23 protein-coding genes and 2 riboswitches are annotated in these 26,977 nt (G+C 48.0%); of the genes, 16 read left to right on the top strand and 7 right to left on the bottom strand.

The genetic code is table 11. The features are described from left to right. The first annotated feature begins 268 nt into the window (after positions 1 to 268). The 6 genes from BCOA_RS22210 to BCOA_RS22180 all read left to right on the top strand — a co-directional run bounded on the left by BCOA_RS22210 (position 269) and on the right by BCOA_RS22180 (position 4,948). The gene (locus BCOA_RS22210) at positions 269 to 448 is read left to right on the top strand and encodes a hypothetical protein (protein ID WP_019720423.1); all 180 of its coding nucleotides are present in this window, start codon (positions 269 to 271) and stop codon (positions 446 to 448) included. Positions 449 to 549: 101 nt separating this feature from the next. Then, a riboswitch (SAM riboswitch) is annotated at positions 550 to 654 on the top strand. Between the two features lie 91 nt (positions 655 to 745). Further along, positions 746 to 1,471, top strand: a complete 726-nt coding sequence (locus BCOA_RS22205; RefSeq protein ID WP_014096354.1) for a phosphoadenylyl-sulfate reductase — start codon at positions 746 to 748, stop codon at positions 1,469 to 1,471. A gap of 395 nt (positions 1,472 to 1,866) precedes the next feature. After that, positions 1,867 to 2,625 (top strand): uroporphyrinogen-III C-methyltransferase, encoded by a 759-nt coding sequence (cobA, locus tag BCOA_RS22200; RefSeq protein WP_014096353.1) that lies wholly within the window; start codon positions 1,867 to 1,869, stop codon positions 2,623 to 2,625. 6 nt (positions 2,626 to 2,631) lie between these two features. Next, a complete protein-coding gene (locus BCOA_RS22195) occupies positions 2,632 to 3,372 on the top strand; it encodes a sirohydrochlorin chelatase (RefSeq protein ID WP_014096352.1) in 741 nt (246 codons plus the stop codon). A 226-nt stretch (positions 3,373 to 3,598) separates the two neighbouring features. Then, positions 3,599 to 4,285, top strand: coding sequence for an NAD(P)-binding protein (locus BCOA_RS22185; protein ID WP_258435247.1), 687 nt, complete (start codon positions 3,599 to 3,601; stop codon positions 4,283 to 4,285). A 132-nt stretch (positions 4,286 to 4,417) separates the two neighbouring features. Next, positions 4,418 to 4,948, top strand: coding sequence for a YbaK/EbsC family protein (locus BCOA_RS22180; RefSeq protein ID WP_014096350.1), 531 nt, complete (start codon positions 4,418 to 4,420; stop codon positions 4,946 to 4,948). A 1,193-nt stretch (positions 4,949 to 6,141) separates the two neighbouring features. Here the strand turns inward: BCOA_RS22180 and BCOA_RS22175 are convergent. Further along, entirely contained in the window at positions 6,142 to 7,245 is a 1,104-nt protein-coding gene (locus tag BCOA_RS22175; protein WP_014096349.1) for a glycerol dehydrogenase, read from the bottom strand. A gap of 232 nt (positions 7,246 to 7,477) precedes the next feature. Here BCOA_RS22175 and BCOA_RS22170 point away from each other — a divergent pair, with 232 nt between their 5' ends. Continuing rightward, on the top strand, positions 7,478 to 9,070 hold the full coding sequence (locus tag BCOA_RS22170; protein WP_014096348.1) for a long-chain-fatty-acid--CoA ligase: 1,593 nt from the start codon (positions 7,478 to 7,480) through the stop codon (positions 9,068 to 9,070). 483 nt (positions 9,071 to 9,553) lie between these two features. Continuing rightward, a riboswitch (cyclic di-GMP riboswitch) is annotated at positions 9,554 to 9,639 on the top strand. A 78-nt stretch (positions 9,640 to 9,717) separates the two neighbouring features. After that, positions 9,718 to 10,758: a GGDEF domain-containing protein gene (locus BCOA_RS22165; RefSeq protein ID WP_014096347.1), complete on the top strand. Its 1,041-nt coding sequence runs from the start codon at positions 9,718 to 9,720 to the stop codon at positions 10,756 to 10,758. 291 nt (positions 10,759 to 11,049) lie between these two features. Here BCOA_RS22165 and BCOA_RS22160 read toward each other — a convergent pair whose 3' ends face one another. Beyond that, the gene (locus BCOA_RS22160; protein ID WP_014096346.1) at positions 11,050 to 11,274 is read right to left on the bottom strand and encodes a hypothetical protein; all 225 of its coding nucleotides are present in this window, start codon (positions 11,272 to 11,274) and stop codon (positions 11,050 to 11,052) included. Between the two features lie 124 nt (positions 11,275 to 11,398). Continuing rightward, positions 11,399 to 12,328, bottom strand: a complete 930-nt coding sequence (locus tag BCOA_RS22155) for a DMT family transporter (protein WP_014096345.1) — start codon at positions 12,326 to 12,328, stop codon at positions 11,399 to 11,401. A gap of 222 nt (positions 12,329 to 12,550) precedes the next feature. Between BCOA_RS22155 and BCOA_RS22150 the strand changes: the two genes are divergently transcribed. Both BCOA_RS22150 and BCOA_RS22145 read left to right on the top strand, forming a co-directional pair. Beyond that, positions 12,551 to 13,444 carry an NERD domain-containing protein gene (locus BCOA_RS22150; RefSeq protein WP_041817950.1) on the top strand — a complete coding sequence of 298 codons (894 nt, stop codon included), beginning with the start codon at positions 12,551 to 12,553 and terminating at the stop codon, positions 13,442 to 13,444. A gap of 287 nt (positions 13,445 to 13,731) precedes the next feature. Further along, positions 13,732 to 14,220 (top strand): hypothetical protein, encoded by a 489-nt coding sequence (locus tag BCOA_RS22145; protein WP_014096343.1) that lies wholly within the window; start codon positions 13,732 to 13,734, stop codon positions 14,218 to 14,220. On the opposite strand, the gene BCOA_RS22140 is transcribed toward BCOA_RS22145, so the two are convergent. The 3 genes from BCOA_RS22140 to BCOA_RS22130 all read right to left on the bottom strand — a co-directional run bounded on the left by BCOA_RS22140 (position 14,212) and on the right by BCOA_RS22130 (position 19,279). Next, on the bottom strand, positions 14,212 to 15,153 hold the full coding sequence (locus BCOA_RS22140) for a cation diffusion facilitator family transporter (protein ID WP_041817948.1): 942 nt from the start codon (positions 15,151 to 15,153) through the stop codon (positions 14,212 to 14,214). The two genes, BCOA_RS22145 and BCOA_RS22140, sit on opposite strands and share 9 nt — an antisense overlap. Before the next feature lie 295 nt (positions 15,154 to 15,448). Beyond that, on the bottom strand, positions 15,449 to 17,284 hold the full coding sequence (gene glmS / locus BCOA_RS22135) for a glutamine--fructose-6-phosphate transaminase (isomerizing) (protein ID WP_014096341.1): 1,836 nt from the start codon (positions 17,282 to 17,284) through the stop codon (positions 15,449 to 15,451). Between the two features lie 477 nt (positions 17,285 to 17,761). Then, positions 17,762 to 19,279, bottom strand: coding sequence for a glycosyltransferase family 2 protein (locus tag BCOA_RS22130; RefSeq protein WP_014096340.1), 1,518 nt, complete (start codon positions 19,277 to 19,279; stop codon positions 17,762 to 17,764). A 626-nt stretch (positions 19,280 to 19,905) separates the two neighbouring features. On the opposite strand from BCOA_RS22130, the gene mvk reads away from it, so the two are divergent. From mvk to BCOA_RS22105, 5 genes are all read left to right on the top strand, one after another. Further along, a complete protein-coding gene (gene mvk / locus BCOA_RS22125) occupies positions 19,906 to 20,850 on the top strand; it encodes a mevalonate kinase (protein WP_014096339.1) in 945 nt (314 codons plus the stop codon). A 401-nt stretch (positions 20,851 to 21,251) separates the two neighbouring features. Beyond that, positions 21,252 to 22,232, top strand: coding sequence for a diphosphomevalonate decarboxylase (mvaD, locus tag BCOA_RS22120; protein ID WP_014096338.1), 981 nt, complete (start codon positions 21,252 to 21,254; stop codon positions 22,230 to 22,232). A gap of 358 nt (positions 22,233 to 22,590) precedes the next feature. Beyond that, entirely contained in the window at positions 22,591 to 23,691 is a 1,101-nt protein-coding gene (locus BCOA_RS22115) for a phosphomevalonate kinase (RefSeq protein WP_014096337.1), read from the top strand. Between the two features lie 150 nt (positions 23,692 to 23,841). Next, positions 23,842 to 24,486, top strand: a complete 645-nt coding sequence (locus tag BCOA_RS22110) for an SDR family oxidoreductase (protein WP_014096336.1) — start codon at positions 23,842 to 23,844, stop codon at positions 24,484 to 24,486. A 450-nt stretch (positions 24,487 to 24,936) separates the two neighbouring features. Next, positions 24,937 to 25,518 carry a sigma 54-interacting transcriptional regulator gene (locus BCOA_RS22105; protein WP_014096335.1) on the top strand — a complete coding sequence of 194 codons (582 nt, stop codon included), beginning with the start codon at positions 24,937 to 24,939 and terminating at the stop codon, positions 25,516 to 25,518. Positions 25,519 to 25,617: 99 nt separating this feature from the next. Here the strand turns inward: BCOA_RS22105 and BCOA_RS35295 are convergent, their stop codons facing one another. After that, the gene (locus BCOA_RS35295; RefSeq protein ID WP_014095675.1) at positions 25,618 to 25,758 is read right to left on the bottom strand and encodes a hypothetical protein; all 141 of its coding nucleotides are present in this window, start codon (positions 25,756 to 25,758) and stop codon (positions 25,618 to 25,620) included. An 86-nt stretch (positions 25,759 to 25,844) separates the two neighbouring features. Between BCOA_RS35295 and BCOA_RS22100 the strand changes: the two genes are divergently transcribed. Then, entirely contained in the window at positions 25,845 to 26,963 is a 1,119-nt protein-coding gene (locus tag BCOA_RS22100; RefSeq protein ID WP_014096334.1) for an RNA-guided endonuclease InsQ/TnpB family protein, read from the top strand. The last annotated feature ends 14 nt before the right edge of the window (positions 26,964 to 26,977 follow it).

Below are 26,977 nucleotides of genomic sequence, written 5' to 3'. Positions count from 1 at the left end.
AATCGAAGAAAAGGAAAGTGGAAGTCAATGAGCCTGCCAAAATGTTCTGATTGTAACCATCCATTTAAGTGGATTTATATCTTTTTTCCCTGCTTTGCTTTTTCAGCTCATTTGGACTAATGATATTGGGCATTCCAAAAATTGCATTCATAACACTAATCATCATTATTTGGGCTTGTTTGATTCTTATGATGCCTTATGTTTATTCGTTTGATCATAAAGAAAGGCTTCTATGGTAAAAGGGAACGAATAGTTGTCGCCCTTTTAAATGGCTTCAAAAATCCAGGTGATGATGAAACGCGGAGCTGAGCCGGTACGCCGCAAGTTTAAAGGTGAATTGATGAACCGATTTGGTACAGAGCAAGATTTGAAAAAAACACATGCAAGTAAAGATTGGAAACCATTTCATCAAATGAGAAAGAAAAAGGTGGCCCAAAACTACATGTAACACTTTTCGTGAAAATGGGCCTTATTTTCTTTATCAGAATTTTTCGTTGACGAATAGCATAAGAAGGTATACAATAAACTTCAAGCTTATATGTTGTTATTTTCTTATCAAGAGAGGTGGAGGGAAGGGCCCTGTGAAGCCTCGGCAGCAGGTCCGAAAACGGGTACTGTGCCAATTCCTGCAGGTGGTGGCCTGAAAGATAAGAAGATTTCCCGGGAATGGATATCTTCTTACTTCAGGGTAAGAAGATTTTTGTCGTTTAATCCTTAGTAATCGAATAAGAAAGAAGGGAATAGAGTGGAGCAAACGCGGCTCACATATGAACAGTTTACGTCGGATCCGTTTGCAGTGTTCGTGCCGGAAGATGAAACAAAGGGCGCATTGGAAATTTTGCAGTGGGCATATGGCACGTACGGTAAATCAGTGGTATATGCGTGCAGCTTCGGCGCAGAAGGAATGGTGCTGATTGATCTCATTTCGAAAGTCAGAGAAGATGCGGATATCGTATTTTTGGATACGGACCTGCACTTTCCGCAAACTTACGAATTGATTGAAAAAGTGAAAAAGAAATATCCGGCTTTAAATATCCAAATGAAAAAACCGTCGCTTACGCTTGATGAACAGGCGGCGCAATACGGATCTGCCCTTTGGAAAAGGGATCCGGACCAATGCTGCTATATCCGGAAAATCAAGCCGCTTGAAGAAACGCTGCAGGGAGCGTCGGCCTGGATATCCGGCTTGCGGCGGGAGCAATCGCCGACAAGGGCGAAAACGAATTTTGTCAATAAAGATGAAAGGTTCCATTCGATTAAAATTTGCCCGCTGATTCATTGGACATGGGATGACGTTTGGAACTATATCAAGTCCCATCATCTTCCGTATAACGAATTGCATGACCAGGGATATCCGAGCATCGGCTGTTTCCCGTGCACACGTGCTGCTGGAAACAGCGACTCAAGAGCAGGAAGATGGGCGGGCTTTCATAAAACCGAATGCGGGCTGCATACGGTTCAGAAAAAATAAGGCTGCTATATAAAATGACATAGGTAATAAGAGTAAGCATCAGTCTGCATGACAAGATTTCGTTCATTTTACAAAATTCCTAGATTTGGTAAGGATGCGGCAATTAAAGGCAAATCGGTTTTATGAAAAAACCAGGGAAAAAATTGCACTTGGAAGCTGATTCAGCGTATAGAGAAGACAAAATCGCATTTTCGAAGATGGATTCTTTTATATTTTGAGATGGAGCTTGCTGATAAATTGGGTACAAACGCAGAATTGGACCCGTTCGGCAAGCTCAGCGGCAAAAGCAGCCAGCTTTTTCAGGTGCCCGCTTGTAGCCAATCCAGACTAGGATCGTTCAAGTGCTCGCATCAACCGAAACAACGAGTCCGATTAAGTTTAAAGCAGGTGAAGAAATGAGAAAAGTATATTTAGTCGGGGCAGGACCCGGCGATCTGGAGCTGATTACAGTGAAAGGATTGCGCCTGATCCGGGAAGCGGATGTCATTTTATATGACCGGCTGGTGAATCCGGATCTGTTAAAAGAGGCAAGGCTGGATGCAGAACTTGTCTACTGCGGGAAAAAACCGGATGCCCATACGATGACGCAGGATATGATCAACCACCTGCTTGTGAAATTTGCTAACCAAGGCAAAACGGTTGTCCGTTTAAAAGGCGGTGATCCGTTTATATTCGGTAGAGGCGGGGAGGAAGCGGAAGTCCTGGTGCAAAAACATATTCCGTTTGAAATCGTGCCGGGAATTACAGCCGGTTCCGCTGTGCCCGCCTATGCCGGCATTCCGCTCACCCACCGCGGGCTCAGTACATCCGTTGCTTTTATCGCGGGCGTCACGAAAAAAGGCGAAGATCTTGATGCGTATTGGTCCAAATATGCGGGAATTGATACACTTTGCATTTATATGGGCGTGAAAAATCTGCCACTCATCTGTGCGCAACTGATAAAGCACGGCAAATCACCGGACATGCCGGCTGCACTAATCCGCTGGGGCACGACTGAAAAACAGGAAACCGCGGTCGGCACGCTTGGAAATTTAAGTAAAAAGGCGGCTGGGCTGCGCAACCCATCGCTTTTGATCATCGGAGAAGTGGTAAAACTGCGCGAAGAGTTAAAATGGTTTGAACAGCTTTCCGCTGCTTCGGCCTGTACCGGGTGAACGGGTATGAAACAAGGCGTTTTATATGTCAGCCATGGCAGCCGTGTGCCCGAAACCGCCCGGGAAGCAACAGCGACGATCCGGCAAGCAATGGCGCAGGTGGATGCGGATCTCCAGGAAATTTGTTATCTGGAAATTGCAGAACCGGATATTGCGGCAGGGATTGATGCGCTTGTCCGGGGCGGCACAGGGCGCATTGCTGTTGTGCCGGTATTGTTGCTGAGTGCCGGGCATTATTATGAGGATATCCCGCGTGCGATTCGGGAAGCGAAACAACGTTATCCGCATATTGTGTTTACGTACGGCCGCCCGCTCGGTGTCGGGGACCGGATCATCGGAATTCTGACGGAAAATATTATGGAAACCGGCATGCCTCCGGGTGCCTGGATTCTGCTTGTTGGACGCGGCAGCCGCAACCCGGAAACACTGTGCGATTTTGCAAAAATTGCTGCCAGGTTGTGCGCGCAATTGGGGACAGAGCAGATCAAAACGGCTTATTTGGCGGTGCTTGAGCCCCGTTTTGATGATGCGCTGAAGGAGCTGACCGCAACCGGGCGCCCGGTAGTTGTGGCCCCTTATCTTTGGTTTACCGGCGTGCTCGTCCGGTCGCTGGAAAAGAAAGTGGGCATGCTGCAGCGGGAAGGATATGATATCCGGCTAGCACGGTATCTCGGCTGCCATCCGGATATGGCGGATGCATTGGCCGTTCGGGCAAAAGAAGCGTTGGGCGCAGAGGATTTTATTTGAGATCACGGGATTTTTACCCAGTCAAGCCTGCGGTGTTTTCTATTGTGCACCCCGGACTTTTTGGGGCGATGCAGTTTAAAAGGTGCCGGGGTGCAGCATTCATTGCGCGTACCGGCACTTTTTTGGGCCCGATGCAGTTTGAAAAATGCCCGCGGCCCGGCGTTTTCCATTGCGCGTGCCGGCACTTACCCGCTTCCGGCTTTCCAGGAAACGCTGGAATGGGAGCATGCCAAGCAGGGAGAACGGCGGGCTTTTTGCAATGGATAAACTGGAAAGGAGATCAGGAATGGTTTGGGTACCGGTTATGGTCGATTTAGACGGGAAGCAGGCTGTGGTTATCGGCGGTGGAAAAGTGGCGGCACGCAGATTCCGGCTTTTGCAGGAAGCGGGGGCATGCGTTACTGTCGTGAGCCCGCACCTGAACGATGAATTGCAGGATTTGGCTCAACAACGCGCATTCATTTGGAAACAGAAAACATTCGAACCAGAAGACATCCGGCAGGCCGATGTGGTTATTGCAGCGACAAATGATCCGGAGACAAACAGCCGGATTGTTGCCCATGCCCCGGCCAAAGCCCTCGTGAACGATGCCGGCCATGCGGGAAATGGCAACCTTGCTTTTCCGGCGTTTTTCCAAAAGGGCAGGCTTTCCATCAGTGTTTCTACAGCCGGGGCAAGCCCGAAACTGGCTTCCAAAATTGCAAATGAATTATCCGAACATTATGATACGAACTACGCCCAATATGTGGATTTTTTATATGAGTGCCGCCAGCTTCTGAAGCAGCCGCAGTTTTCTGCATCGGAAAAAAGTGAGTGGCTGGAGAAGCTGCTTGGAGAAGCATACCGCCAGCCTGAAAAGCAGCAGGAAATCTTGTCTTTCTTTCACAGCCGCATACAGGGGAATACCCGTTGAAAGACGAATGAAGCTGAAGCTTTGGGAAGTCAGCCGGTGTGCCCGGCGAAAAACTTGGCAAGCCTGTTTGCAACCCGGAATGGCTTCCGTTACAATGGGGTTAAAAATTTTCACAAAAAGGAGTGTCGCCATATGTCATTGGAAGATGTCAAAGCCTATTTTAAGCAGTGGGATCGGGAAGAAGATGTTCTCGTCCTGCCGTCATCAAGCGCGACGGTTGAACTTGCAGCTGAGGCGCTGAACACGGAACCGGAACGGATTGCAAAAACGCTTGCGTTCAGGGGTACCGGTGAGGAAGAAGCCCTTCTTGTTGTCACCGCGGGAGATGCGAAAATCGACAATAAAAAATTCCGGCAAACATTCGGCGGGAAAGCGCGGATGCTGTCACCGGAAGAAACGCTTGAGCATACCGGCCATGCTGTCGGCGGCGTCTGCCCGTTCGGTTTGAAAAAAGATTTGCCGGTCTATATGGACGTCTCACTCAAACGGTTCACGACCGTATTTCCGGCATGCGGGAGCGGCAACTCGGCAATTGAATTGACCTGCGAAGAATTGTATACATACGGGAAGGCCGAAAAATGGGTGGACGTCTGCAAGGGCTGGGAACCGGCGGAAGATTACCAGCATGCAGCTGGGACTGGTGTCTTATCGGATCCGCAATAATCTACGTGTCGCTTCAGACCTGCTTTTGAGATGGAAAGGGGCCCCGGGCACGCGCCGGAAAATGCATGATATATAACTTAGGGCTTGCTGAATAAGCAAAATTCCTAGATTTGGCAAGGATGCTGACAGCTTTGGTATAAATTTAATGCGAGGCCTTCGTTTTTGCTTGCTTTCTTAATGTAGACGCGCCTTATGTGAAGGAAGGCCATCTTTTTTTCGTGCTTACTTAACGTAGACGGGCTCTATGTTAAGAAAGGCCGTCAATTTTTCGTACTTCCTTAACGTAGACGCCCTCTATGTGAAGAAAGACCTTCAATTTTCCGTGCTTCCTTAACATAGACGGACTCTATGTGAAGAAAGGTCATCTTTTTTTCGTGCTATCTTAACGTAGACGCGCCCTATGTAAAGGAAGGTCTTCGTTTTTGCTTGCTTTCTTAACGTAGACGGGCTCTATGTTAAGGAAGGCCATCTTTTTTTCGTGCTATCTTAACGTAGACGGGCTCTATGTGAAGAAAGGCCGTCAATTTTTCGTACTTCCTTAACGTAGACGCCCTCTATGTGAAGAAAGACCTTCAATTTTCCGTGCTTCCTTAACATAGACGGACTCTATGTGAAGAAAGGTCATCTTTTTTTCGTGCTATCTTAACGTAGACGCGCCCTATGTAAAGGAAGGTCTTCGTTTTTGCTTGCTTTCTTAACGTAGACGGGCTCTATGTTAAGGAAGGCCATCTTTTTTTCGTGCTATCTTAACGTAGACGGGCTCTATGTGAAGAAAGGCCCTCGTTTTTCCGCGCTTCCTTAACGTAGACGCCCTCTATGTTAAGAAAGACCTTCAATTTTTCGTGCTTTTTTAACGTAGACGGGCTCTATGTTAAGAAAAGCCGTCAATTTTCCACCCTTCCTTAACATAAGGCTTGCTGAATAAGCAAAATTCCTAGATTTGGCAAGGATGCTGACAGCTTTGGCAAAAATTTTAGCTTGCACTTGAAAGCTGATTCAATGTATAGCGAGGACTGAATAGCATTCTCGAAGATGGATCTTTCTAGAGCTTACTGACAAATTGGGTACAAACGCAGAATCGGATTCGTTCAGCAAGCCCTAACTTAAGTTCATATGATATAGACAAAAACGGCGGGACACACGATCGTGTTTTCCCGCCGTTTTTGTGGTGGATTCACATATGCTGCTTTGATTTAATCATGGTACTTTTCGGCAATGGCGTTGGCGGCAACAATGGCATTGTACACATCTTCAGGCGTAACCGGGAATGGTTCGTTGCCCATTGTGTCATCCTCGGCACAAGCATCTTCCGCCACTTTCCGCCATTCGGCTTCCACAAATTCTTCCACGCCGAGGTCCTTCAGTGTCAGCGGCAGGCCGACTGCTTTGATAAAGCGGATTACAGTTTCAAGCTCTTCTTTCGGCGCATTTTCAAGGACGAGCTGTGCGAGCAAGCCGAATGTCACTTTTTCGCCGTGCTGTGCACGATGGAGGGCAGGGACAGCTGTCATGCCGTTATGGATGGCGTGTGCTGCGGCAAGACCGCCGGATTCCGCACCGACACCGCTCAAATAGATGGTCGCTTCAATGGTATCCTGCACTGCCCGGGTTGGCACTTTGTTTTTCACGGCTTCCACTGCTTTTACGCCGTTTTCGAGAATCGTTTCGTAACAAGTGCGGGCAATGGCCAGGCCGGTGAGAGATGGCTTCATTAAAACAAGGTTGTCGCCGTTTGCCGCGTAGCAGGCGCGTGCTTCAAAATAAGTGGCAAGCGCATCCCCGATCCCGGCGGCGAAAAAGCGAACCGGTGCCGCAGCTAAAATTTCCGTGTCTGCTAGCACGACATCCGGATTGCTCGGCAAGAACAAATAACGGTCAAAAGCGCCGTCTTCTTTGTAAATAACGGCAAGGGCCGTGCACGGTGCGTCAGTGGAGGCAATTGTCGGAAAAATGACAACCGGAAGTTTTTCATAATAAGCGGTTGCTTTTGCGGTATCAAGCGTTTTTCCGCCGCCGATGCCGACAATGACATTGGCGCCTACTTCACGTGCAAGCCGGCGGTTACGGTCCACTTCTTCCTGGGTAGTTTGATAATTAAACTTTTCGAAAGTTGCTTTCCCGCCGCCTTCCTGAATAGATTTCCCGGCTTCTTCTTTTGCGCGGTCGAGGATGAACTCGTCACAAATCAAATAGGCATTGTCACCCAAATCTTTTATGTACGCATATAAATTGGCAAGCAGGCCGTTTCCGACGATAAATTTTTTCGGCGATGTAACGGATTTTACAGGAATTTTCATAACATGTACTGCCTCCTAAAATTTTTTTCTTTCTACACTCTCATTATATTAAAAATGTAAGCGGAAACCAAGGTAAAAGATGTGAAAATAAGATCATCCGATGTTATAAAAAAACAAATAAATATGATGATTGAAAACGCGTTCAAAAAATTTTATAATATTGTTATACAACAGTGCTGGTTTTTAAACAGCAAGGGGAAACAGGGAGAAAATGAAAACGGGAGGGGAGTCCATGAACGTGCCATTGGTGTTGACGGAATTTCTGGATCGCGCGGTGCTTTTGTACGGCGGGAAAACAGCGGTGTATTGCGGGGACCGGGCGTTTACATACCGGGAGCTGAACGGCAGGGTGAACCGGCTGTCGTACGGGTTAAAAAATCTTGGCATTGAAAAAGGGGATCGGGTGGCCTATCTCGCGCCGAATACAGTGGAAATGCTGGAAGGCTTTTACGGGATTTTCCAGCTGGGGGCGGTGATGGTGCCGCTGAATATCCGGCTGACCCCGGAAGACTACCGGTTTATTTTAAATCACAGCGGATCGAAAGTATTGTTTGTGGACCAGGAGATGTACCATTTGATCGAGCCGGTAAAGGATGAGCTTGAAACGGTGGAGCAAATTATTATCCACTATAAAGAGGATGACTGTGCTGAAATTGATTATGACCGCTGGCTGGACAGATTTCCGCCGGATCCGTTCCCGCGTGCCGGCCTCGATGAAAACGATGTGTGCAGCCTGCTTTATACGAGCGGGACGACCGGAAATCCTAAGGGCGTGATGCTTACCCACCGCAATAATTATTTGCATGCATTAAGCGCGATGCACCATTTGCGCGTTACGGACCGCGATGTCTATTTGCATGTGCTCCCGATGTTCCATGTAAACGGATGGGGCTCGCCGTTTTACTATACAGCAAACGGGGCGACCCATGTCTGCCTCCGCAAACCGTCGGCGGAAGCCATTTTCACGGAAATCATCAGGCATAATGTGACGGTGGTGCATATGGCGCCAACTGTGCTGAACAGCCTGTTGCAGTACAACGCGGAACACCATCCCGCTATTGAACAGGACGTGCGTGTTGTCATCGCCGGAGCTGCACCGCCGCCCGCATTTGTGGAACGCGTGGAAAAAGAACTCGGCTGGGAATTCATCCAGGTGTACGGCATGACGGAGTCAACACCGCTCACCCTTGTATCTGTCATTCGTTCGCAGCTTGGCGGGCTGGACCGTGATACACAATTGCGGTTGCGGGCGAAAGCCGGGTTTCCGATGATCGGAAGCGATGTCCGGGTTTTACGGGAAAATGACGAAGAAGTGGCCCATGACGGGAGAGAAATCGGCGAGGTCACGGTAAGAGGCCATGGTGTTATGCTCGGATACTGGAAAAACCCGGAAGAAACGATGAAAACGATCCGGAACGGGCGGCTCTATACAGGGGATATGGCGACCGTTGATGAATACGGCTATATCGATATCGTCGACCGTAAAAAAGACATTATTATCAGTGGCGGAGAGAATATATCCTCTATAGAAGTGGAAGGAGTGCTGTATGAGCATCCGGCTGTCCTTGAAGCAGCGGTGATTGCTGTTCCACATGAAAAATGGGGGGAGACCCCGCATGCGTTTGTCGTCCGGAAAGCAGATGCGGCCGCAACAGAAGAAGACATCATCCGTTTTTCAAGGGAAAGGCTTGCCCATTTCAAAGCCGTGACGGGTGTGACATTTGTGGATGAGTTGCCGAAAACGGCATCCGGGAAAATCCAGAAAGTCCGCCTGCGCAATGAATACTGGGAAAAGCTCGGGAAAACAGAGCGGTTTGTAAATTAGGGCTTGCTGAACGAATCCGATTCTGCGTTTGTCCCAATTGATCAGCAAGCTCAGAAGAATCTATCTACGACAATGCGTGATTCTGTCTTCTCTAATACGTTGAATCAGCTTTCGAGTGCAAGCTTTTTCCTAGATTTTTTGTAAAACGCTCGCATTTAAATTTCGACCAAAGTTGTCAGCCTCCTTTCCAATTTAAAAATTTTGCTTACTCAGCAAGCCCTAATGAACATGTCGGAAACAGATCCGGCAAAACGCAAGGCCGCTGAAAAGCACAGGACAACGCGTTACATTTCGGCGTAAAACAGAGGAAAACATTTCACATCCATGCCCCTTGCTTCAGCGATGAGGCGGGGGGCGTTGGCGGAATCGCCATAAACGATTTCAGCAGCTGCAGACGGCAAATTTTAACCGAATTGCCCTTTCTTATCCTTTGACTGATGGTTTCTTTTGGACAGAAATACAGTATAATAGGATAAAAGACCTATATCAAAGGGGCAAATCCATTGAAAAATGGAGACGCAAAACTACAGGGGCTACCGGTTTTCTAACCATGCCAGCCAGTTGCTAACGCGTAGTGAAAAGCCGAAGTTTGGCCTTTGTTTTCATTTGCAAGTTCCCCGGAGATTGATCAGAAAGGCGGGGCGGAAATGGGCAGGAAAATCGAGACATTGGAAGATTTTAAAAGAATCCTTTATCTTTGGATCAGCCCGCTTTTGATCGCTGCCCTTGCGATTTACAATTTGGCCCCTCACACAGGCACCCGTACAGCTTTATTTTATCTCGCCACGACGCGGATCCTGATTGCCTGGAACGTTCTGTTTCTCATCTGCATGGTTTTCAAGCGTTATTTCCGCTTGTTTGACTATGTGAATCTCGTGATCCTCACGGTTTATTATCTTGCCATCGTGATGGACTGTGTTTTTCAATACATGGTTCCGGGAAAAGAGGGAGCCATCGGAATTTCGATCATTTGGAGCCCGCTTCTGTTTCTCTATATTTTTATCACGTTGAAAAAGCGGAACGGGATCATTTATTCGCTCGCTTTGTTCGTGACTACGCTTCTGATCGGAATGCCGCAGTTCCGCCATTTTTCCTTTGACTATAAAATATCCATGCTGATCTTTTACTTTGCCAATCTCGTCTATATCGCCATCTTTTGCATTTCTCATTATCTCTTAAAAGTATTTAGAGAATTGGAAGAGGAAAAGAAAAAGGCTTATTCGGACATGTTGACCGGGATTGCCAACCGGCGCCAGGTGCAGGCATGGCTGGATGCTGCGGTTAAACACGCGGACAAAACCGGCACATCATTTTCCGTGATTTTTTTCGATATCGACTATTTTAAACAGGTGAATGACCAGTTCGGGCACCAGACAGGAGATGAGGTGCTGAAGGAATTTGTCCGTCTTTCCTCCCGGGTGATTTCAGCGAATGATTACATCGGACGCTGGGGCGGTGAAGAATTCATCATCATTACAAAGGATGAATTGCCCCAGGCAGAGGAACTGGCGGAATATTTGAAAGCAAGCATTAGCCGCCATTCATTTGGGCATGCGGGAAAGCTGTCCGCAAGTTTCGGTGTGACTGCATATACACCGGGGGATACAGCAGAAACCATTGTAAGGCGGGTGGACGAAGGGCTATACAAGTCGAAGGGTCAGGGCAGAAACCGGATTACGGTGTTGTAAGGCAGGGGGAGAGCGGATTTTCTTCATTGCATGTGGCGAACATTTTAGCTGGCGGGTTTGCGATCAAAAAACCGTATGACAGCGGTAGTCCATTTAATTAACAGACTTGCTGCTCATAAACTGGGGTATGCGATTTGGCATGGAGAGTGCCTATAACCGCGGACGAACCTCAAAATTTGCAAAATCACTACGCGAGGCAGGGCATACGTTTACGGCGGCACACTTCCGCTTGCGGAGCCTAAGCGGGGACTGCCATTTAGAAGTTCGCCGGTTTGCCCTGCCAGATGCTTTTTATACGGCGTATATATAATTTTCCATAAATGCATAAACCTGCTCGGCATCCGGCGGCTGTATGTTCAGCCGTTTTTCACAGTCTTCCAGATACGGCTTGAGCGTGCTGTCGTTTTTTGCCTCTTTGAGCGTAAGGCTGCCCTGTACGAGGCGGATTGCCGCTTCTTTTACCGTGTTATCATCCGTTTGAAACAAAAGATATGCCAAGCAACTGTACCGATCCATTGTTCTGCCTCCCGGAACCTTTTTATTCCCTTTTCGATAAAAGCGGCAAAAATTCCTGCAAATTTGCAAAAAAAGAAACAAAAAAGCAAGACCGGTGCGACAGGCCTTGCCTTATGATGCTATTTTAATCCGATATATTTTTTGGCGTTTCCATCCGGGGTGCGAGGCGCATCCTTTCCGGGAGCAACGAAATGGCAATTGCAGCCAGAATCAGGGCGCCGCCGAGAAAGAAGCGGCCGTTCAGGTTTTCATGGAGCAAAAGCCAGCCGAGAAAAGAGCCGGTGACAGGCTGCAAAAACATAAACAGTGACCCGCTGCCGGCCTCTACCATTTCAAGCCCTTTGTTCCACAAGAAGAAAGCGCCGGCTGTAGAGATGACGCCGAGATACAAAATACCTGCCATCCCCCAAAAACCGCCCGATGATACAGGCCAGGCCATCATGGCTTCGCGGGCGGCAAAAGGCGTTGTAAACAGCAGCCCGAACAAAATGGCATATGTTGTAATGGTTAACGAATCCATTTTCCAGGAAGCCACTTTTACATAAACGGACAGAAGTGCCCATGTAATCATCGCTCCAGCCAGAATCAGGCTGCCCCAAAAATAGGTTTGCACGTGAATGTCCCAGCCGATCACGATGACAACGCCCGCGGATGCGGTAATCAGCGCCAGTATTTTGCGCGCGGTCAATTTTTCTTTTAAAATGAAGCGCGCGAATATCACGATAAAAACCGGAGAAGCGGATGTAATGATCGCGCCGGTATGGGCGTCCGCTTTTTGCGTCCCGATAAACTGCATGGCAACGGATGCAAAATAGCCGATAAACCCGATCCAGGCGAGCAGCAGCCAGTCTTTTTTTGTAAGGCTTACCTTTTCCTTTTTCTTTCTGCCGGCATGCAATATCGCGTACAGTGCGGCAAAACCGATCATATACCGCAGCCATAAAAGCGTAAGCGGCGGTACGAAGTTTAAGACATATTTACTGACCACATACATCCCGCCCCAGATGCCGGATGCAAGCGTGAGGCAAAGTGCGCCTGCCCATTTGTTTTTCACAATCATCAACCTCCGTCTTTATTTTTTATCTAACAGCCAGACGGGGGTTTCGAAGCGGCTGTTCGTCCCCCGCATCAGGAACGAACAGGCTGGTCATTTTCAAACCGATCAAAATACAGACGCACAAACAGCACCTCCCACTACAATATTCTTAATTTTAACATATTTATTCTCCCACTGCGAATAAAATAAAAAAAATCATTAAAAAAGGGGAAGTTGGACGTGATTGTAAAACAGCGGGAATACCCCGCGCAAATCCGGGCGGGAGAGGCGCTGCTGGGGAGGCTGCCCGAAAGGCATCCGCTGTATGGGCAGATTGCTAGGGATGTAAAAAAGTGGGATGCAAAATATAAAAGGGAGAAGCGGGCAGACCGGTTTTTGGAGATTCTTCCGTCTGGCCAATTCTATGTTTACCATGCACTCCCCATAACAAACACATGCCTGGACGGGTTGATTCTCACACGAAATTTTGTGTTGATTACAGGCTACAATCATTTATCCGGCGCGATTTTTCCGGATCCGGCTTTTGCCCAGCTTATCCAGCAAAAAGGCGGGAAGGAAAAAGGCTGGCCGGAACCATTTGCACGCCTGCAAAAACAAAAAGAAATCTTATGTACATGGGCCCGAATGCGGCATTTGCCCGAATTGCCGCTAGAGTATTTGCTTGTCCTTTGCCATGAGGGGGCCGAGCTGAAAATGCCTGTTGCCAATTCAGCAGATGAATTGAAGATCTGTCCGGCAAGCCAGGTTGTTTATAAAGTGACAAAGATGCAGGAAACATACAGCCAGCCGGTCCTGGACGGCAAGCATTTTAAAAAATGGCACAAGCATTTGCTGGAATGCCGCGAAAATCCGGGGATCTGTCCGTGGCCGGTTGACCAAAGCGAAATGTATACGGGGGTCGGGTGCCCGCTGTGCCGCCGTTTTGAAATGGATTTTAACAATGGCGCATGGCACTGCCAGGTTTGCGGGCATGCCAGTAAAGATGCGCATCGTAAAGCGATAGAAGAGTTCTATTTGCTTTTTGGCCGGGATGCGCCAGATGAAGCGCTTTGTTCCTTTTTGCGCGTGGATGCACTAACAGCGGCACAAATCGTGCGCGAGGCAGCGCATTAGACCGTAAACTGTAATGCCACCGGAGGCCCGGCACTTTGCTGGAAGGCCGCCGGAAAAAATTTTTATCCGGTTACAGGGGAACAGAATAAAGCCCGAATGATTGGCTGCCCCGATAAAAAAGCAATCTTGGAATTTCGGTTTCTGAATCATAAACTAAGAAGCATTGGCCTGGCGTACAAGTAGCCCAAATCTATGCGTTCCCCCCGCTGCCCATTTGGCGGCTGTATAGAAAACCGGCGGGTGCATAAGCTATTGAAAAACGTTAACGCTGATTGCGAGGATCAAACATGATTGGGTATGTTGTTTCCCTCATTGTTTTTAATCTGGCTGTTTTTTGTGCCAATAAGCGGCTTTCCCCCGGGCAGATCGTACAGATTTGGACGTTTACCATAGCTTCCCACCTGGCTTTTGATGTATATATCGATTACAAGTACCATGGCTACTGGTATTTTACAAAAGGGGTGGACTGGGAGAATCTCCCGGGTATGATTTGTTTGCTTCCGCCTGTGAATATTTTGTATCTTAACTGGTTTCCGTTTGGAAAAAGATGGCCAAAAAAGATACTTTATATTGCTGTTTGGGAAGTGCTGATGCTGGGGTATGAGTGGATCACCCTGCTGCCGGCACCATGGGGCTATTTTCATTACGGATGGTGGAGCTTTATGGTTTCGGCACTCGTGAATCCAGTTCTCTTGCTCATTGTGGCCGGGTTTTACAAATGGGTTGTCTGGCTGGAAAACAAAAATACTGTACCTGCTGAGCAGCAGCTACAGTGAAACAGTCCGGTTTTTCTGCCGGAGATAATCGGTATGGTCATGGATGGCGGGGTCTTCTGTCTGGATGGTTGTATGGCGGATGCCGTATTTTTGTTCGAGCATCTGATTTACAGCTAAAATGACGCGCATCGGTTCGGATGAATGCTTGACAAAGACATGGGCGGTCAGCGAACAATGGTCGGAAGTAATGTTCCAAAGATGCATGTCATGGACGTCTTCAATGCCCTCAATTTGAGACATATCTGTGCGGATCTGTTCTAAATCAAACCCTTCTGGCACGGTGTCCATCAGGATCAAATAGGAAGCGCGGATGATTTTGGCGCCGCCGTAAAAAATGACGCCGCCGATTGCGATGCTGATGAGCGGATCAAAGAAGTGCATTCCCGTAAAATAAATGAGCAGGGCGGAAACAATCACGCCGGCCGAATTCAATAAGTCACCGATAAAATGCCATAACGCGCTTTTGACATTTAAGTTTTCTTCTTCTTTTGTGCTCCGGTGCAGCACAATGGTGAGGATAATATTCACAACAAGCCCAGTCACGGCAATGCTAAACATCCACTTAAAATCAATGGGTTGCGGATGGACGAGGCGCTTGATCCCTTCAATGAAAATGCCGATTGAAATGCCCGTGAGCGCAAGCCCGTTCAGGAACGATGCGATGATTTCAAAGCGCAAATAGCCAAATGTATATTTGCGGTTTGGCGGGCGTGTCGCCATGAACAAAGCAAGCATGCTGAAGAGGAGCGCAATGACATCTGAAGCCATATGTGCCGAGTCGGAAAGCAAAGCAAGCGAATGCGAAATCAGGCCGCCGATCATTTCAACAAACGTGAAAAGCAAGGTCAGGACAAGCGTTGCCCATAACGCTTTTTTTGATGCGGACTGGACTTTGACATGCGGAAGGTGGTGATAATCATATTCCGGCATCATCGCACACCTCTTCCTGAGTAAACTTATTTCACCTGTATTGTAGCACGAAGAATAGAAAAAGAATAGCGTTTATTCTCAATTAATATAAACTTTTTTGAATAATTGAGAATGGGAATCAATATGGATTAGGGGTTATTGCTGTAAATAAAAAGAAATGGAATTATTTATAATGCTTATTATATGATAAAAAATCAAATGGGAGCCTGCCCCGAAAGAGAAAAAACCGCCAGGATCCTTTTCCCGGGCGGTTTTTGTGTGAAAGGCATGGACTGAAAAAGTTTCACGCGATTTCCCTTTACTCGACGGTTAAACTCTTCGCCAGGTTGCGCGGGCGGTCAACGTCATAGCCGCGTACGATGCCGGCATAATAAGCAAGCAGCTGCAGCGGGATGGCGGCCAGGACCGGCATGAGAAACGGGTGTGCTTCCGGAATGTAGAGCACTTCGTCCACAACGGCGCTCACTTCGTCATCTCCCGTTGTCGTAATCCCGACGACATATGCATCGCGTGCCTTTACTTCTTTAATATTGTTTATGGCCTTGTCGCGCAAATGTTCCTGGGTGGCAAGGGCAATGACCGGAACACCCGGCGTGATCAAAGCCATCGTGCCGTGTTTCATTTCTCCCGCCGCGTAGGCATCCGCATGGAGATAGGCGACTTCCTGGAGTTTAAGCGCCCCTTCAAGCGCCAGCACATAATCGAGCCCGCGGCCAATCAGGAATAGATGCTCCTGGTCGTTTGTGACCTGTGCAAACTGATCGATGGCATCCTGTGTCATCACCAGGCATTTTTCCACGTCATCAGCAAGTGAATGAAGGGCATCGAGCAGGGCGGGGATTTGGCCTTCGCCGGAACCGTGCAGTTTTTTTGCCAGGACAATCGAAAGCAGGACGAGCGCCGTAATCTGGGTTGTATAGGCTTTTGTTGCAGCAACCGCCAGTTCCGGCCCTGCATGCGTATAAATTACGCAATCCGATTTCCGCGCCAGCGTGCTCTTTCGGTAATTGCTGATCGCGATCACCGCTGCCCCGGACTTTTTCGCTTCTTTCAAGGCGGAAATGGTATCCGCCGTTTCTCCTGATTGGCTGATGGCAATGACGAGCGTTTTTTCGTCCAACCGCCCGTGCTCACATCTGAATTCAGATGCAATCGCGGCTTCAACCGGTATATCAAGCATGGTTTCGAGAATCTTTTTGCCGATCATGCCGGCGTGATGGGAGGTGCCGCTTGCGACAATGGTGATTCTCTCCGGATCTGTAAGCTTGCGCCTTGCGAAAAAATCGTCCACCTCGGGTATTACGACACCGCTTTCTGTCAGCCGGTCTTTTAACGTGCGCTTGATTGCTTCCGGCTGCTCCATGATTTCTTTTAACATGTAGTGACCGTAATCCTGCAGGTTGAGTTCGTCTTGGTTCCAGCGCACGGATGTTTTTTCCGGCAAAATTTTTTCCCCGGAAAGTGTCTTAATTTCCACATTGGTCTGAGTCAAAATGGCCATTTCGCCGTTTTTAATTGGATAAATTTCTTTTGTATACGAAAGCAGCGCCGGGATATCCGAGGAGAGATACGCTTCCCCGCTGCCAAAGCCGATAATGAGCGGATTATCATAAGAAATGGCGATAATCTGGTTCGGGTGATCTTTTGCCATGATCGCAAGCGCAAACGCACCTTTTAATTGCGGAATGACGATCCGCACGGTTTCTTCAAAATTGCCGGTATCATAATGCGCGAGAAGATATGGAATGACTTCTGTGTCGGTGTCCGTTTGTAAACGATGCCCCTGCGCGATAAGGAATTTTTTTAATTGCTGGTAGTTTTCAATAATTCCGTTATGAACAACGTAGAAACGTGCTTCTTCATCACATAACGGATGGGAATTTTCAACGGTCGGCATTCCGTGTGATGCCCACCTTGTGTGGCCGATCCCAAGGCATCCGGCGGGAATCGGTTCGAGCTGGAGGGAAGCTTCCAGATCTTCGACGCGCCCTTTTTCTTTGCGGACGCCGATGGTTTTCATATCGGAGACGGCAATGCCTGCTGAATCATAGCCCCGGTAATCCAGTTTTTTCAGGCAATCGAGCAGAACCGGCTGTGCCGAATGTCTGCCAATGTACCCAACGATTCCACTCATCTTCTTCACCTCAACGTATCGCTTTCCTTCTATCACGTGTATTCCTATCTTCATGCTAACATGAACCGAGCGGGGAATAAAGCGATTGTGCTGCAGGCAGCAATGCCAGAATTTCCAAAGTATACCAGGAGGGATATTCGAGCACACGGACAAAAAGCGCAACCCGATCGGATTGCGCCTTTTGCCTCATCCAAATCTGATATTCAGATGACGTCCAGTACGGACTTATCCAAACCTGGCCTCAGATAAGTCCGGGGCTTCAAATAGTAGGCGGACACGAACCTTCACCGAAAGTATATCGGTTCCGGACGGTTGTCCCACTTGCCCGCTGGACAAATGCAGTGCCAAATACGGAAGATGAAGTTGCTGTCAAGTCTTTCATCAAAAACTTTACCAGTCCCTTCTTTTAAGATGTATTGGCCTTGCACTGCTCCTATTCCCGGCAGGCACGAAATAAAACAAACCAAAATATGGAAATCATGCTCTTTTCCGCTGCTCCGCCGCAGCCGGGATGATCGAAACATTCCCATACTTTGTGACCGACAGCTCCCCGCATCTGCCATAGTTTCCGAGTTTCGCATGCGGATCGGCATGAAGGCGGAGTTTTTTCAGCAAAGTGCCGGCTTTGACCTCAAGAAAAAGATCCACCGTCTGCTGTAATGCAAGCCAGTCCGCTAAAAGCGCAATATCAACGGCAGCAACAAAGCGCATCCTTCTTTGCGGCAACAGCCGGATCACAGCCGGAATCCGCCGCTCCTCCTTTGTGGTGCGGTTTTGCAAAATCACCGTGATGCCCGCTTCCTGCTTTGAGCGCGGCGGCAAATAGCCGATCTGGCCGAACCCTTTTAAAGAAAGGGCGCGGTTGCATAAGTCGCCGGCAAGCAGTTCCGCTTTTTCCGGTTGTAACCCAGGCGGCACGCGGACAGCGTCAGGAAGCAGATGGTCGAAATCATGCTTTCCTTTAAAGGCGCGGAAATCAAAGCAGCCGTCCGGCGTTACCGGCAAATACCCGCGCGAAACGCTTGCTGTTGCCGCAAATTCAAACGGCATTCCGTTGCGCAGGAAGAAATAGCGCGCCCGCACCAGCTCCGGTTCCGGCACATAGTCGAACGCCCGCTCGTCAATGTCCTGCAAATAATGGTTTACAAGCGGAAAAAAGCGGCGCCGGGCATGCGGCAGGTAGCGATACAAATTCGAAGCATAACGCGTAAAATCGAGGATAGCCCGGATATCTTTAATGTAACGGTGGCCGAGCAGCCCCTGTGCCATTAAAAACCGATCAATTTCCCGGTGGATGCGCACCCGGTCGGCGACAGCGCGGAACATAAAATTCTTTTGCGTAATCGACAAATTACGCAAAGATTCGCGTTTCCGCCAGTGGTAATGCGTGCCGCAATGGATGAACACTTTTTTTGCAAGGTACAGGCAGCAGGTGATAAAGTGGACATCTTCAAAACGGCAGCCTTCAAGAAAACGAAGCCCGTTCCGCGTTAAAAAATCCCGTTTGAAAATTTTATTGGCAGGCCCCAGGTTATGGATCAGGTTTTTCGTTTCGTACAAGTTTGTCAGCCGGCTTTCCTCAAACAGCCCGAGCAGTTTAAACGTATACACCTGCCATTTTTGCCTGGAATTGAATTTGTATATATTCGTCACGACGATATCGGGGTCGTGCTTGCGGATGCAGGCAAATGAACTTTCGTAAAAGTCATGGTCAATATAATCGTCCGGATCAAGAAAATGAATGTAATCGCCGGTGGCAAGCGCAAGCCCTTTGTTCCGGGGGCCGCCCGGTGCGCCGCTATGCTTCTGGCGGATGATTTTCAGCTGCGGGAGGCGCGCTGCCCACTTTTTCAAAACTTTCCGGCTCCCGTCTTTTGAACCGTCATCAACGGCAATGATTTCATAAGCCGGCAAGGTCTGGCGGGCGAGGCTTTCCATGCAGTCATCCAAATAATTTGCAACATTGTAAACGGGAAGTATGACGCTGACTTTCACAAAACATCCTCCTTATCACTTCCATTATGTTCAAATCGTTGCGCTTTTATTGCAAATAAGATCAATTTTCGATAGAATGGACGGGGAATCACGATACCGTGAAATAAATCCTGTGATCGCTCTGTTTGTGGATAGCCTCACAACCATGAGCGGTTATTTTTTGGCACCGATTTAAAAAATGGATTCTCTCGTTTCATCACCTGTAGAAACGGGAATGGGCACAGCAATCTTTCCACATCCGTCGCAAAAGGCGGATGCACGGACACAGCCCTTAAGTGAATTTCGCACGAACCGGTTTTATAAGTACCGGATTACAGCTGGATTTCCAACGGCCGGTTTTCTTTTGGAACTTTCGGGAATCCGGCCCATATTTTCATATATATGCTCAAGGCCCAAACCATTGTCATCACGCGTCCTGTTGCGATAAAATAGGCATTGTCGAAAAGTGGCGATACTGGATTGAATAGGATAAACAGGTTTGCCAGCGACTCCTTCACCGCTGGATAACATAGATGACTTTTTTGCTGTATGGCACCTTTTAAGGAGCGGCACAATGAAGGGCTTTTTTGAAAAAAATTTTCCCGAAAACCGCGCATCGGTCTGGCAAGGGAAAGCGAGGGGTAAACATGATGAAAATTCCCGGCAATACAGCAACCGGGACGGCACACGGAAAATTAATTTTAGCGGGGGAACATGCTGTCGTTTACGGGCAACCGGCGATCGCGCTTCCATTTGATCATGTGAAAATTGAAACGGCAGTTATCCAAAAACAAGGCCCGCTCTCCATTGACTGCCGGTTTTACAAAGGGGCACTGGATAAAGCGCCGGAAAGGCTTCACGGAATCAGAGCATGTGTCAAAGAAATCCTCCGTACGTTAAAAAAGCCGGCCGAAAATTTGGCGATTAAACTGGAGTCGACCATTCCGATCGGGCGCGGGCTTGGCTCGAGTGCCGCTGTTGCCGTTGCCATTGTCCGCGGGCTGTATGCTTTTTTTGAAAAACAATTAACGAAAATGGAACTCGAACGGTTTGTCCAAATTGCTGAGAATTTTGCCCACGGGAATCCGAGTGGCATCGATATGATGGCGGTCATCAGCAATGATCCGATCTGGTTTGAAAAAGGGAAGGCGGCCCGGCCGCTTCCGTTTTCGCTTCCGTTTTATCTGGTGGTCGCCGATTCCGGGCGCGTGCATAATACGGCAATGGCGGTCGGGAGCATCCGCGAAAAAAGCGGTTCTGACCCGAAAACGGTGGAGTCCGCTATCAACCGTTTAGGCGAAATCGTGCACGAAGCGGGAAGGGCATTGATTGAAAAAGACGGATTGCATCTCGGCCGATTATTTAATGAAGCACATGCACAACTTTCCGTTTTGGGTGTCAGCGACGAAGGGCTTAACGCATTGTGCGCTGCAGCACGCTCAGCCGGCGCACTCGGTGCCAAACTGACCGGCGCGGGCCGGGGTGGTTGCATTATTTCGCTCGCCGAAAGCAGGAAAAAAGCTTCAGCAGTGGCCCAAGCCCTGCAAAAAGCAGGCGCCGCGCAAGTATGGCAATTTTCGCTGGAAGGATGACCGTGATCCCGCAATAGAAACATGATAGCACAGCCCCGTAAACAGGAGATGCTTCATGGAAAGAGGCTGCCTGTTTTTGCTTGTAGCGGGCAGCTCTTTTTGTCCGGCAGTGATGGGAAGGAAGAAGGTGGCCCTTTGAAGCCGGGCGGATCATGAGAAGGCATTTTCCGTTAAAGCGGCTGGCAAAGGGGCCCCTTTTATCCGGCAGCGGTGCGAAGGCTGCTGAGAATGGGGAATCGCGGGCAGTTGCCTCTTGCCATAAAATGTTTGAGGCATTTTCCTTTGGAGGCAGTTGGCCAAAGCGCTTTTTTGTCCGGCAGCGGGAATAGAATTGGCAGAACGGTGCCCTTTTCAAAGCAGCTCTCTCAGGAAGGCATTTTGACTGGAAGGAACGATGAAAGATGGAGGCAACAGCGAGGGCCCATACGAATATTGCCCTGATCAAGTACTGGGGGAAACGGGACGAAAAGCTTTTTCTCCCGATGAACAGCAGCCTGTCCATTACGCTGGACAGGTTTTATACGACAACAAAGGTGGCTTATGATCCCGCTTTAAAAGCGGATGTGTTTTTTTTGAACGGAAAACCGGCCATTGATGCGGAAACAGCGAAAATTTCCCGCTTTATGGATAAGATCAGGGCATTTGCGGGAGAAAAAAGATATGCATATATAGAATCGCAAAACGAAGTGCCGATCGCTGCCGGGCTTGCCTCTTCCGCATCCGGTATGGCGGCGCTTGCAGCTGCGGCTGTTAAAGCGCTCGGCATTGAGGTGGACGGGCGCACGCTGTCAATCTTGGCGCGCCAAGGTTCCGGGTCCGCCTGCCGCAGCATCTACGGCGGTTTTGTTGAGTGGCAAAAAGGTGAAAAAGCGGATGGTTCCGATTCGTACGCGGTTCCGATTCTTGGCGAAGACGATTGGAATCTCAGCATTTTATCTTGCCTGGTGGAATCAAAGCAGAAAAAAATTTCGAGCAGGGAAGGGATGAAACGGACGGTCACCACGTCGCCGTTTTATAAAGCCTGGATGGAAACCGTGGAAAAAGATTTGGCCGCCGCAAAATCCGCGATTGCAGCGCGCGATTTTGCGCTTTTGGGGCGCGTGCTTGAAGCCAATGCGTTAAAAATGCATGCGACAACGATCAGCGCCGACCCGCCCTTTTTATACTGGCAAAGTGCGACGCTCGATGTTATGCAGGAAGTGGCGCTTTTGCGCGAACGCGGGATTGAAGCTTATTTTACAATTGACGCCGGGCCGAATGTAAAAGTGCTGTGTGAACGAAAAGATGAAGAGACGGTGTACAATGCGCTTGCAGCCGTCCCGTCCGTCCGCGAGGTGCTGGTTTGCCATCCGGGTCCGGGCATTCAATACGGCCCGTTTTAATTTTTTCCGGGACTTTGGAACGCCGGCAGGGAAGCTCCAAAACATCCATGTTAGGGCATTCTTTCGTGATTATAAAATGCCGCTTTCCTTCTGCAGCTGCGGCTGAAAAACCATTTCGGCCTGTTTCGCGCTATTTGGCGGCGCCATGCCCGTAACCGGGTTGCGGCTGTGCGAATGTAACCCTTTTCACACGGCTTTTGGAAACACCTTGGGGATTGCTTTTGACGCGGGAAACGCCCGGATTGCCGTTCGCCAGTTAGACAGAGGATGTGTCCGCAAAAGCGGGTGTAGCAGGCGGGCATTGGACGCGATGTTTGCAAATTTGACGGGTAAACCGACCTAAAAAGGATTGAAAGAGATGAACGGGATGCAATTTCAAGTAAAGGCGCCGGGCAAATTGATGATTGCCGGCGAATATGCGGTCATTGAACCCGGTTGCCCTGCTGTGGTTGCCGCGGTAGACCGGTACATCACAATAGAGGTAAAAGAAAGCACGGAGAATCTTTTTTCTTTGCCGCAGATTGGCATTCCGCATGCAGCGTGGCGTGTGGAGAACGGGGAAGTCCGCTTTGACCACGATGACTCGAAACTCCGGTTTATCCAAAATGCACTCGCCGTTTTTTACCGGCTGCTTATGGAAAAATCGATACCGCTCCGCCCGCTTCACATCACGGTAACGAGTGAATTGGATGATCCCGCAACAGGGCAAAAATACGGGCTCGGTTCCAGTGCAGCGATTCTTTCTGCCGTCCTTGCCGCCCTTTTGCATGCCCATCAAGGGATGCCGGATACGAAGGAAGCGATTTTTAAACTGGCCGCCGTGGCCCATCTGAAAACACAGGGCAACGGGTCCGGCGCGGATCTTGCTGCTTCCGTGTACGGCGGCATGCTGAAATATGCCGCATTCAGGCCGGATTGGATTTTTTCCCGGTTGGAAGCGGGCTGCACGATTTCGGAATTGCTGGCAGAAACATGGCCGCATTTGGCCATTTCCAAATTGGAACTTCCCCCGGGCCTCATTTTTTGCACAGGCTGGACCGGGAAAGCGGTGGCAACCGGGCCGATGGTGGAGCGTATCGGCAAATTGCGGGAGGCGGCAACCGAAACATACACGGCATTTTTGCAAGAAAGTACCGCCGCAGTGGATAAACTGGCGGAAAGTTTCATGCAGCAGGATGCGGCCGGCGTATTTGAAAGTATCCGGCAAAACCGGCGTGCTTTGCAGAAGCTCGAAGCAGCAGCCCACACCGCCATTGAAACGGCGCCATTGAAGCAACTTGCAGACATTGCCGGCCGTTTCGGTGCCGGAAAATCATCGGGCTCGGGCGGCGGAGACTGCGGCATTGCATTTGCAGCGGGGGAAGAGAAAGCTGCCGCCTTGAAAGCAGCATGGGAAGCGGCAGGCATTACCCCGCTTGCGCTTCATATTTCTAAAAAAGGTGTGTCCATTATGGAGTGAAAATCCGCGGAAAGATGCGGATTTTTTGCTTTGCCGGGGAAACAATGGAAGTTCCAGCCCTAAGTATGCAGCATCCACGCCCCGTCTTCATCATTTGCTTCTCCGTTTTCTATTTGAAATAATGGAAGAAAACGAAAGGAGATGGACTGAATGAAAGTACTTGTTGCTGGCGCAAACGGCAAGATCGGTAAAATCCTTGTGGACCTTTTACAAAAAAGTGACCGCCATATCCCGCGCGCCATGGTGCGGAAAGAAGAACAGGCCCAATTTTTCAGGCAAAAAGGTGTGGACGCGGTCCTATCCGATTTGGAAGGCACCGTCGATGAACTGGCAGAAGCGGCAAAGGGCTGCGATTGCATTGTGTTTACTGCCGGTTCGGGCGGGCACACAGGCGCGGACAAAACGCTGCTTATCGATTTGGACGGCGCGGTGAAAACGATGGAGGCGGCAGAAAAGGCCGGCATCAGCCGGTTCATGATCGTGAGTGCGCTCCAGGCTAACCACCGCGAAAATTGGAGTGAGGCCATCAAGCCGTATTATGTTGCCAAGCATTATGCAGACCGCGTGCTCCAGTCGACCAAGCTGAACTACACGATCATCCGTCCCGGCGGTTTGCTGAACGATCCCGGCACCGGAAAAATCGAAGCATCAGAAAACTTAAAACGCGGTACCATTCCGCGTGAAGACGTCGCGCGCACCATTCTTGCAAGCCTCGACGAACCGAAAACATACCGGAAAGCATTTGACCTCGTTTCGGGGAATACACCGATTGAGGAAGAGCTGAAACGCTTATAGAAATGTGCAAATCAAAAAAGTAGCGATTGTTGAAAACTCCTTACTCCCTGCTTCATTAAGAAGGGGGTTTAATATATGTCCCGGCTTGCTGGATGAATGCATTCAGCAAGCCCTGCTTCATTTGTGTTTTGCTTTTTTCCTTTTTTTCGCTTGAAAACTTATGCCGGCTGTTTTTCATACCCCAACCATCCGATGCATTTTCTCCATTTGACTGTTCTATATTTCTCCGTTTGCCATAACCAAACTCTTCATAGTCTGAAAGAAAATTTTTTCTAGAATAATGGTGAAAAACCAAGAATTTTGGCAAATGCTCTGCATAATTTTTTGATTATTCCAATATGAAAAATATTTTCATCGGATTTTGCCGAAAAGTTTCCGCATCTTCTGCTATAATATGAGTGATGATGAGGATAAAATTTTTGAAATGAATACGAAGGGAGTGAACATGGAATGTTTTTAAAAAATGACATCTTGGTTTACTTAAGTAAAGAAACTGAAAAATTTGATTGGGAACATCCCTCAGAACAGTTAACTGCGAACGGCATGCAGAAAGTATTCCATGTCAAACGCAATACGGTCAGCACATACCTGAATCAATTGGTTAAGGAAAACCTGGTCATAAAAATCAATACAAGGCCTGTATATTTTTTAAGCCGGTCCGTTTTTGAGAAAAAATTTTTTAACATTCCGGCAAGCATCCTGGATAGTTTTCAGGAATTAAAGGAGTATGAACCGCCAAAAAATGACAAGCATGATGTATTTGATGAATTAATCGGTGCGGAAGGGAGTTTAAAAAAAGCCATCACACAAATTAAAACGTCCATTTTTTATCCGGGCGGCTTGCCGATTATGCTTTGCGGGCCGACCGGGGTAGGCAAAAGTTACACTGCGGAATTAATCTACAAATGCTGTGTGGAAAATGAGGTGTTGCCCCCGCATTCCCTCTTTATCAGTTTTAACTGTGCGCAATATGCCAATAACCCCGAACTTTTATCCAGCAACTTATTTGGCTATATATTTACATGTTTTTAACGGCTTTCCGAAAGAAGTCTCCCATCCTCAAGGAATGTGAAGGTGCGAATCGCACCAATGAGTAGGTGGGAGATGAATTTCGGTTGGCTTTAGCCAAAGTTATTTTTCCAATCCTTTTCTCAACAATTCTAAGATTGCGCCTGTTCTAGTTGGAATCCCATTTTCTTTTTGATATTGCTCCAATTTTTCTAATATCGTCTTAGGCATACGAATTTCTACACGTTCTTTCTCTTCTCTCATGATTATCACCTCATATTGATTGTACGGATTTTTACGATATAATCAATATATACGAAATTTTTCCGCACAAAGTGAGGTGAATTGATATGGCCAAGCAAAACAAAGCTTTCAAGTTTCGTTTGTTACCAAACAAAGAACAATCCGCACTATTAGCTAAGACATTTGGTTGTGTTCGCTTTGTCTACAATAAGATGTTAGCTGAACGCAAAGAAACGTATGAAAAGTTCAAGGATGATAAAGAATTGCTTAAAAAGCAAAAGTTTCCGACTCCTGCAAAATATAAAAGTGAATTTCCATTCCTAAAAGAAGTGGATTCTTTAGCTTTGGCAAATGCACAAATGAACTTACAGACTGCTTATAAGAATTTCTTTGAAGGAAATGCGGATTTTCCAAAGTTCAAAAATCGTAAAGCAAAACAATCCTATACAACTAATATGGTCAACGGAAATATTAAGCTAGAAAATGGTCATATCAAACTGCCAAAAATCAAAAAGCCAATAAAAATGAAACAGCATAGAGAGATACCTGCTGGTTATAAAATCAAATCTTGCACTATTTCTAAAACAAAGACAGGCAAGTACTACATTTCAATTTTGACAGAATATGAGAAAGATATTCGTCCAGTTAAAATACAGAAAGTTGTTGGTTTGGATTTTGCTATGGATGGTCTATATGTCGAGAGTGAACAGGGTAAGAAAGCCAATTACCCACGTTACTATCGGCAAGCCTTAAATAAATTAGCAAAAGCACAACGAATTCTTTCTCGAAGAAAGAAAGGTTCTGCACGTTGGAACAAGCAACGACTAGTAGTGGCTAAGTTACATGAGAAAGTGGCGAACCAACGCATGAATTTTCTTCATCATAAGTCAAAAGAATTAGCTTCTAACTTTGATGCTGTCGTGATTGAGGACTTGAACATGAAAGGGATGTCTCAAGCCCTTCACTTTGGGAAAAGCGTTCATGATAACGGCTGGGGTATGTTCACTACTTTCTTAGCGTATAAGCTAAAAGAACAAGGGAAACAACTTGTGAAAATTGATAAGTGGTTTCCCTCCACTAAGAAGTGTTCATGTTGCGGCAAGGAAAAAGAAATGCCATTATCTGAACGTGTATATAAATGTTCTTGCGGCTTTGTATTAGATCGCGATCACAATTCAGCAATCAATATCAAAAATGAAGGTATACGCTTATTAGCGTTATCATAAGTAACAAAACTTTT

The sequence above is a fragment of the Heyndrickxia coagulans 36D1 genome, from assembly GCF_000169195.2.
GTDB classification, from domain to species: domain Bacteria; phylum Bacillota; class Bacilli; order Bacillales; family Bacillaceae_C; genus Weizmannia; species Weizmannia faecalis.
This window is presented reverse-complemented; position numbering and strand designations above follow the sequence as displayed.

Bases quoted from the DNA above. Each gene is read 5' to 3' on its own strand.
- BCOA_RS22210 (WP_019720423.1), top strand. From the start codon at position 269: ATGGCTTCAAAAATCCAGGTGATGATGAAACGCGGAGCTGAGCCGGTA.
- cobA (WP_014096353.1), top strand. From the start codon at position 1,867: ATGAGAAAAGTATATTTAGTCGGGGCAGGACCCGGCGATCTGGAGCTG.
- BCOA_RS22195 (WP_014096352.1), top strand. From the start codon at position 2,632: ATGAAACAAGGCGTTTTATATGTCAGCCATGGCAGCCGTGTGCCCGAA.
- BCOA_RS22185 (WP_258435247.1), top strand. From the start codon at position 3,599: ATGCCAAGCAGGGAGAACGGCGGGCTTTTTGCAATGGATAAACTGGAA.
- BCOA_RS22180 (WP_014096350.1), top strand. From the start codon at position 4,418: ATGTCATTGGAAGATGTCAAAGCCTATTTTAAGCAGTGGGATCGGGAA.
- BCOA_RS22175 (WP_014096349.1), bottom strand. From the start codon at position 7,245: ATGAAAATTCCTGTAAAATCCGTTACATCGCCGAAAAAATTTATCGTC.
- BCOA_RS22170 (WP_014096348.1), top strand. From the start codon at position 7,478: ATGAACGTGCCATTGGTGTTGACGGAATTTCTGGATCGCGCGGTGCTT.
- BCOA_RS22165 (WP_014096347.1), top strand. From the start codon at position 9,718: ATGGGCAGGAAAATCGAGACATTGGAAGATTTTAAAAGAATCCTTTAT.
- BCOA_RS22160 (WP_014096346.1), bottom strand. From the start codon at position 11,274: ATGGATCGGTACAGTTGCTTGGCATATCTTTTGTTTCAAACGGATGAT.
- BCOA_RS22145 (WP_014096343.1), top strand. From the start codon at position 13,732: ATGATTGGGTATGTTGTTTCCCTCATTGTTTTTAATCTGGCTGTTTTT.
- BCOA_RS22140 (WP_041817948.1), bottom strand. From the start codon at position 15,153: ATGATGCCGGAATATGATTATCACCACCTTCCGCATGTCAAAGTCCAG.
- glmS (WP_014096341.1), bottom strand. From the start codon at position 17,284: ATGAGTGGAATCGTTGGGTACATTGGCAGACATTCGGCACAGCCGGTT.
- mvk (WP_014096339.1), top strand. From the start codon at position 19,906: ATGATGAAAATTCCCGGCAATACAGCAACCGGGACGGCACACGGAAAA.
- mvaD (WP_014096338.1), top strand. From the start codon at position 21,252: ATGGAGGCAACAGCGAGGGCCCATACGAATATTGCCCTGATCAAGTAC.
- BCOA_RS22115 (WP_014096337.1), top strand. From the start codon at position 22,591: ATGAACGGGATGCAATTTCAAGTAAAGGCGCCGGGCAAATTGATGATT.
- BCOA_RS22110 (WP_014096336.1), top strand. From the start codon at position 23,842: ATGAAAGTACTTGTTGCTGGCGCAAACGGCAAGATCGGTAAAATCCTT.
- BCOA_RS22105 (WP_014096335.1), top strand. From the start codon at position 24,937: ATGTTTTTAAAAAATGACATCTTGGTTTACTTAAGTAAAGAAACTGAA.
- BCOA_RS35295 (WP_014095675.1), bottom strand. From the start codon at position 25,758: ATGAGAGAAGAGAAAGAACGTGTAGAAATTCGTATGCCTAAGACGATA.
- BCOA_RS22100 (WP_014096334.1), top strand. From the start codon at position 25,845: ATGGCCAAGCAAAACAAAGCTTTCAAGTTTCGTTTGTTACCAAACAAA.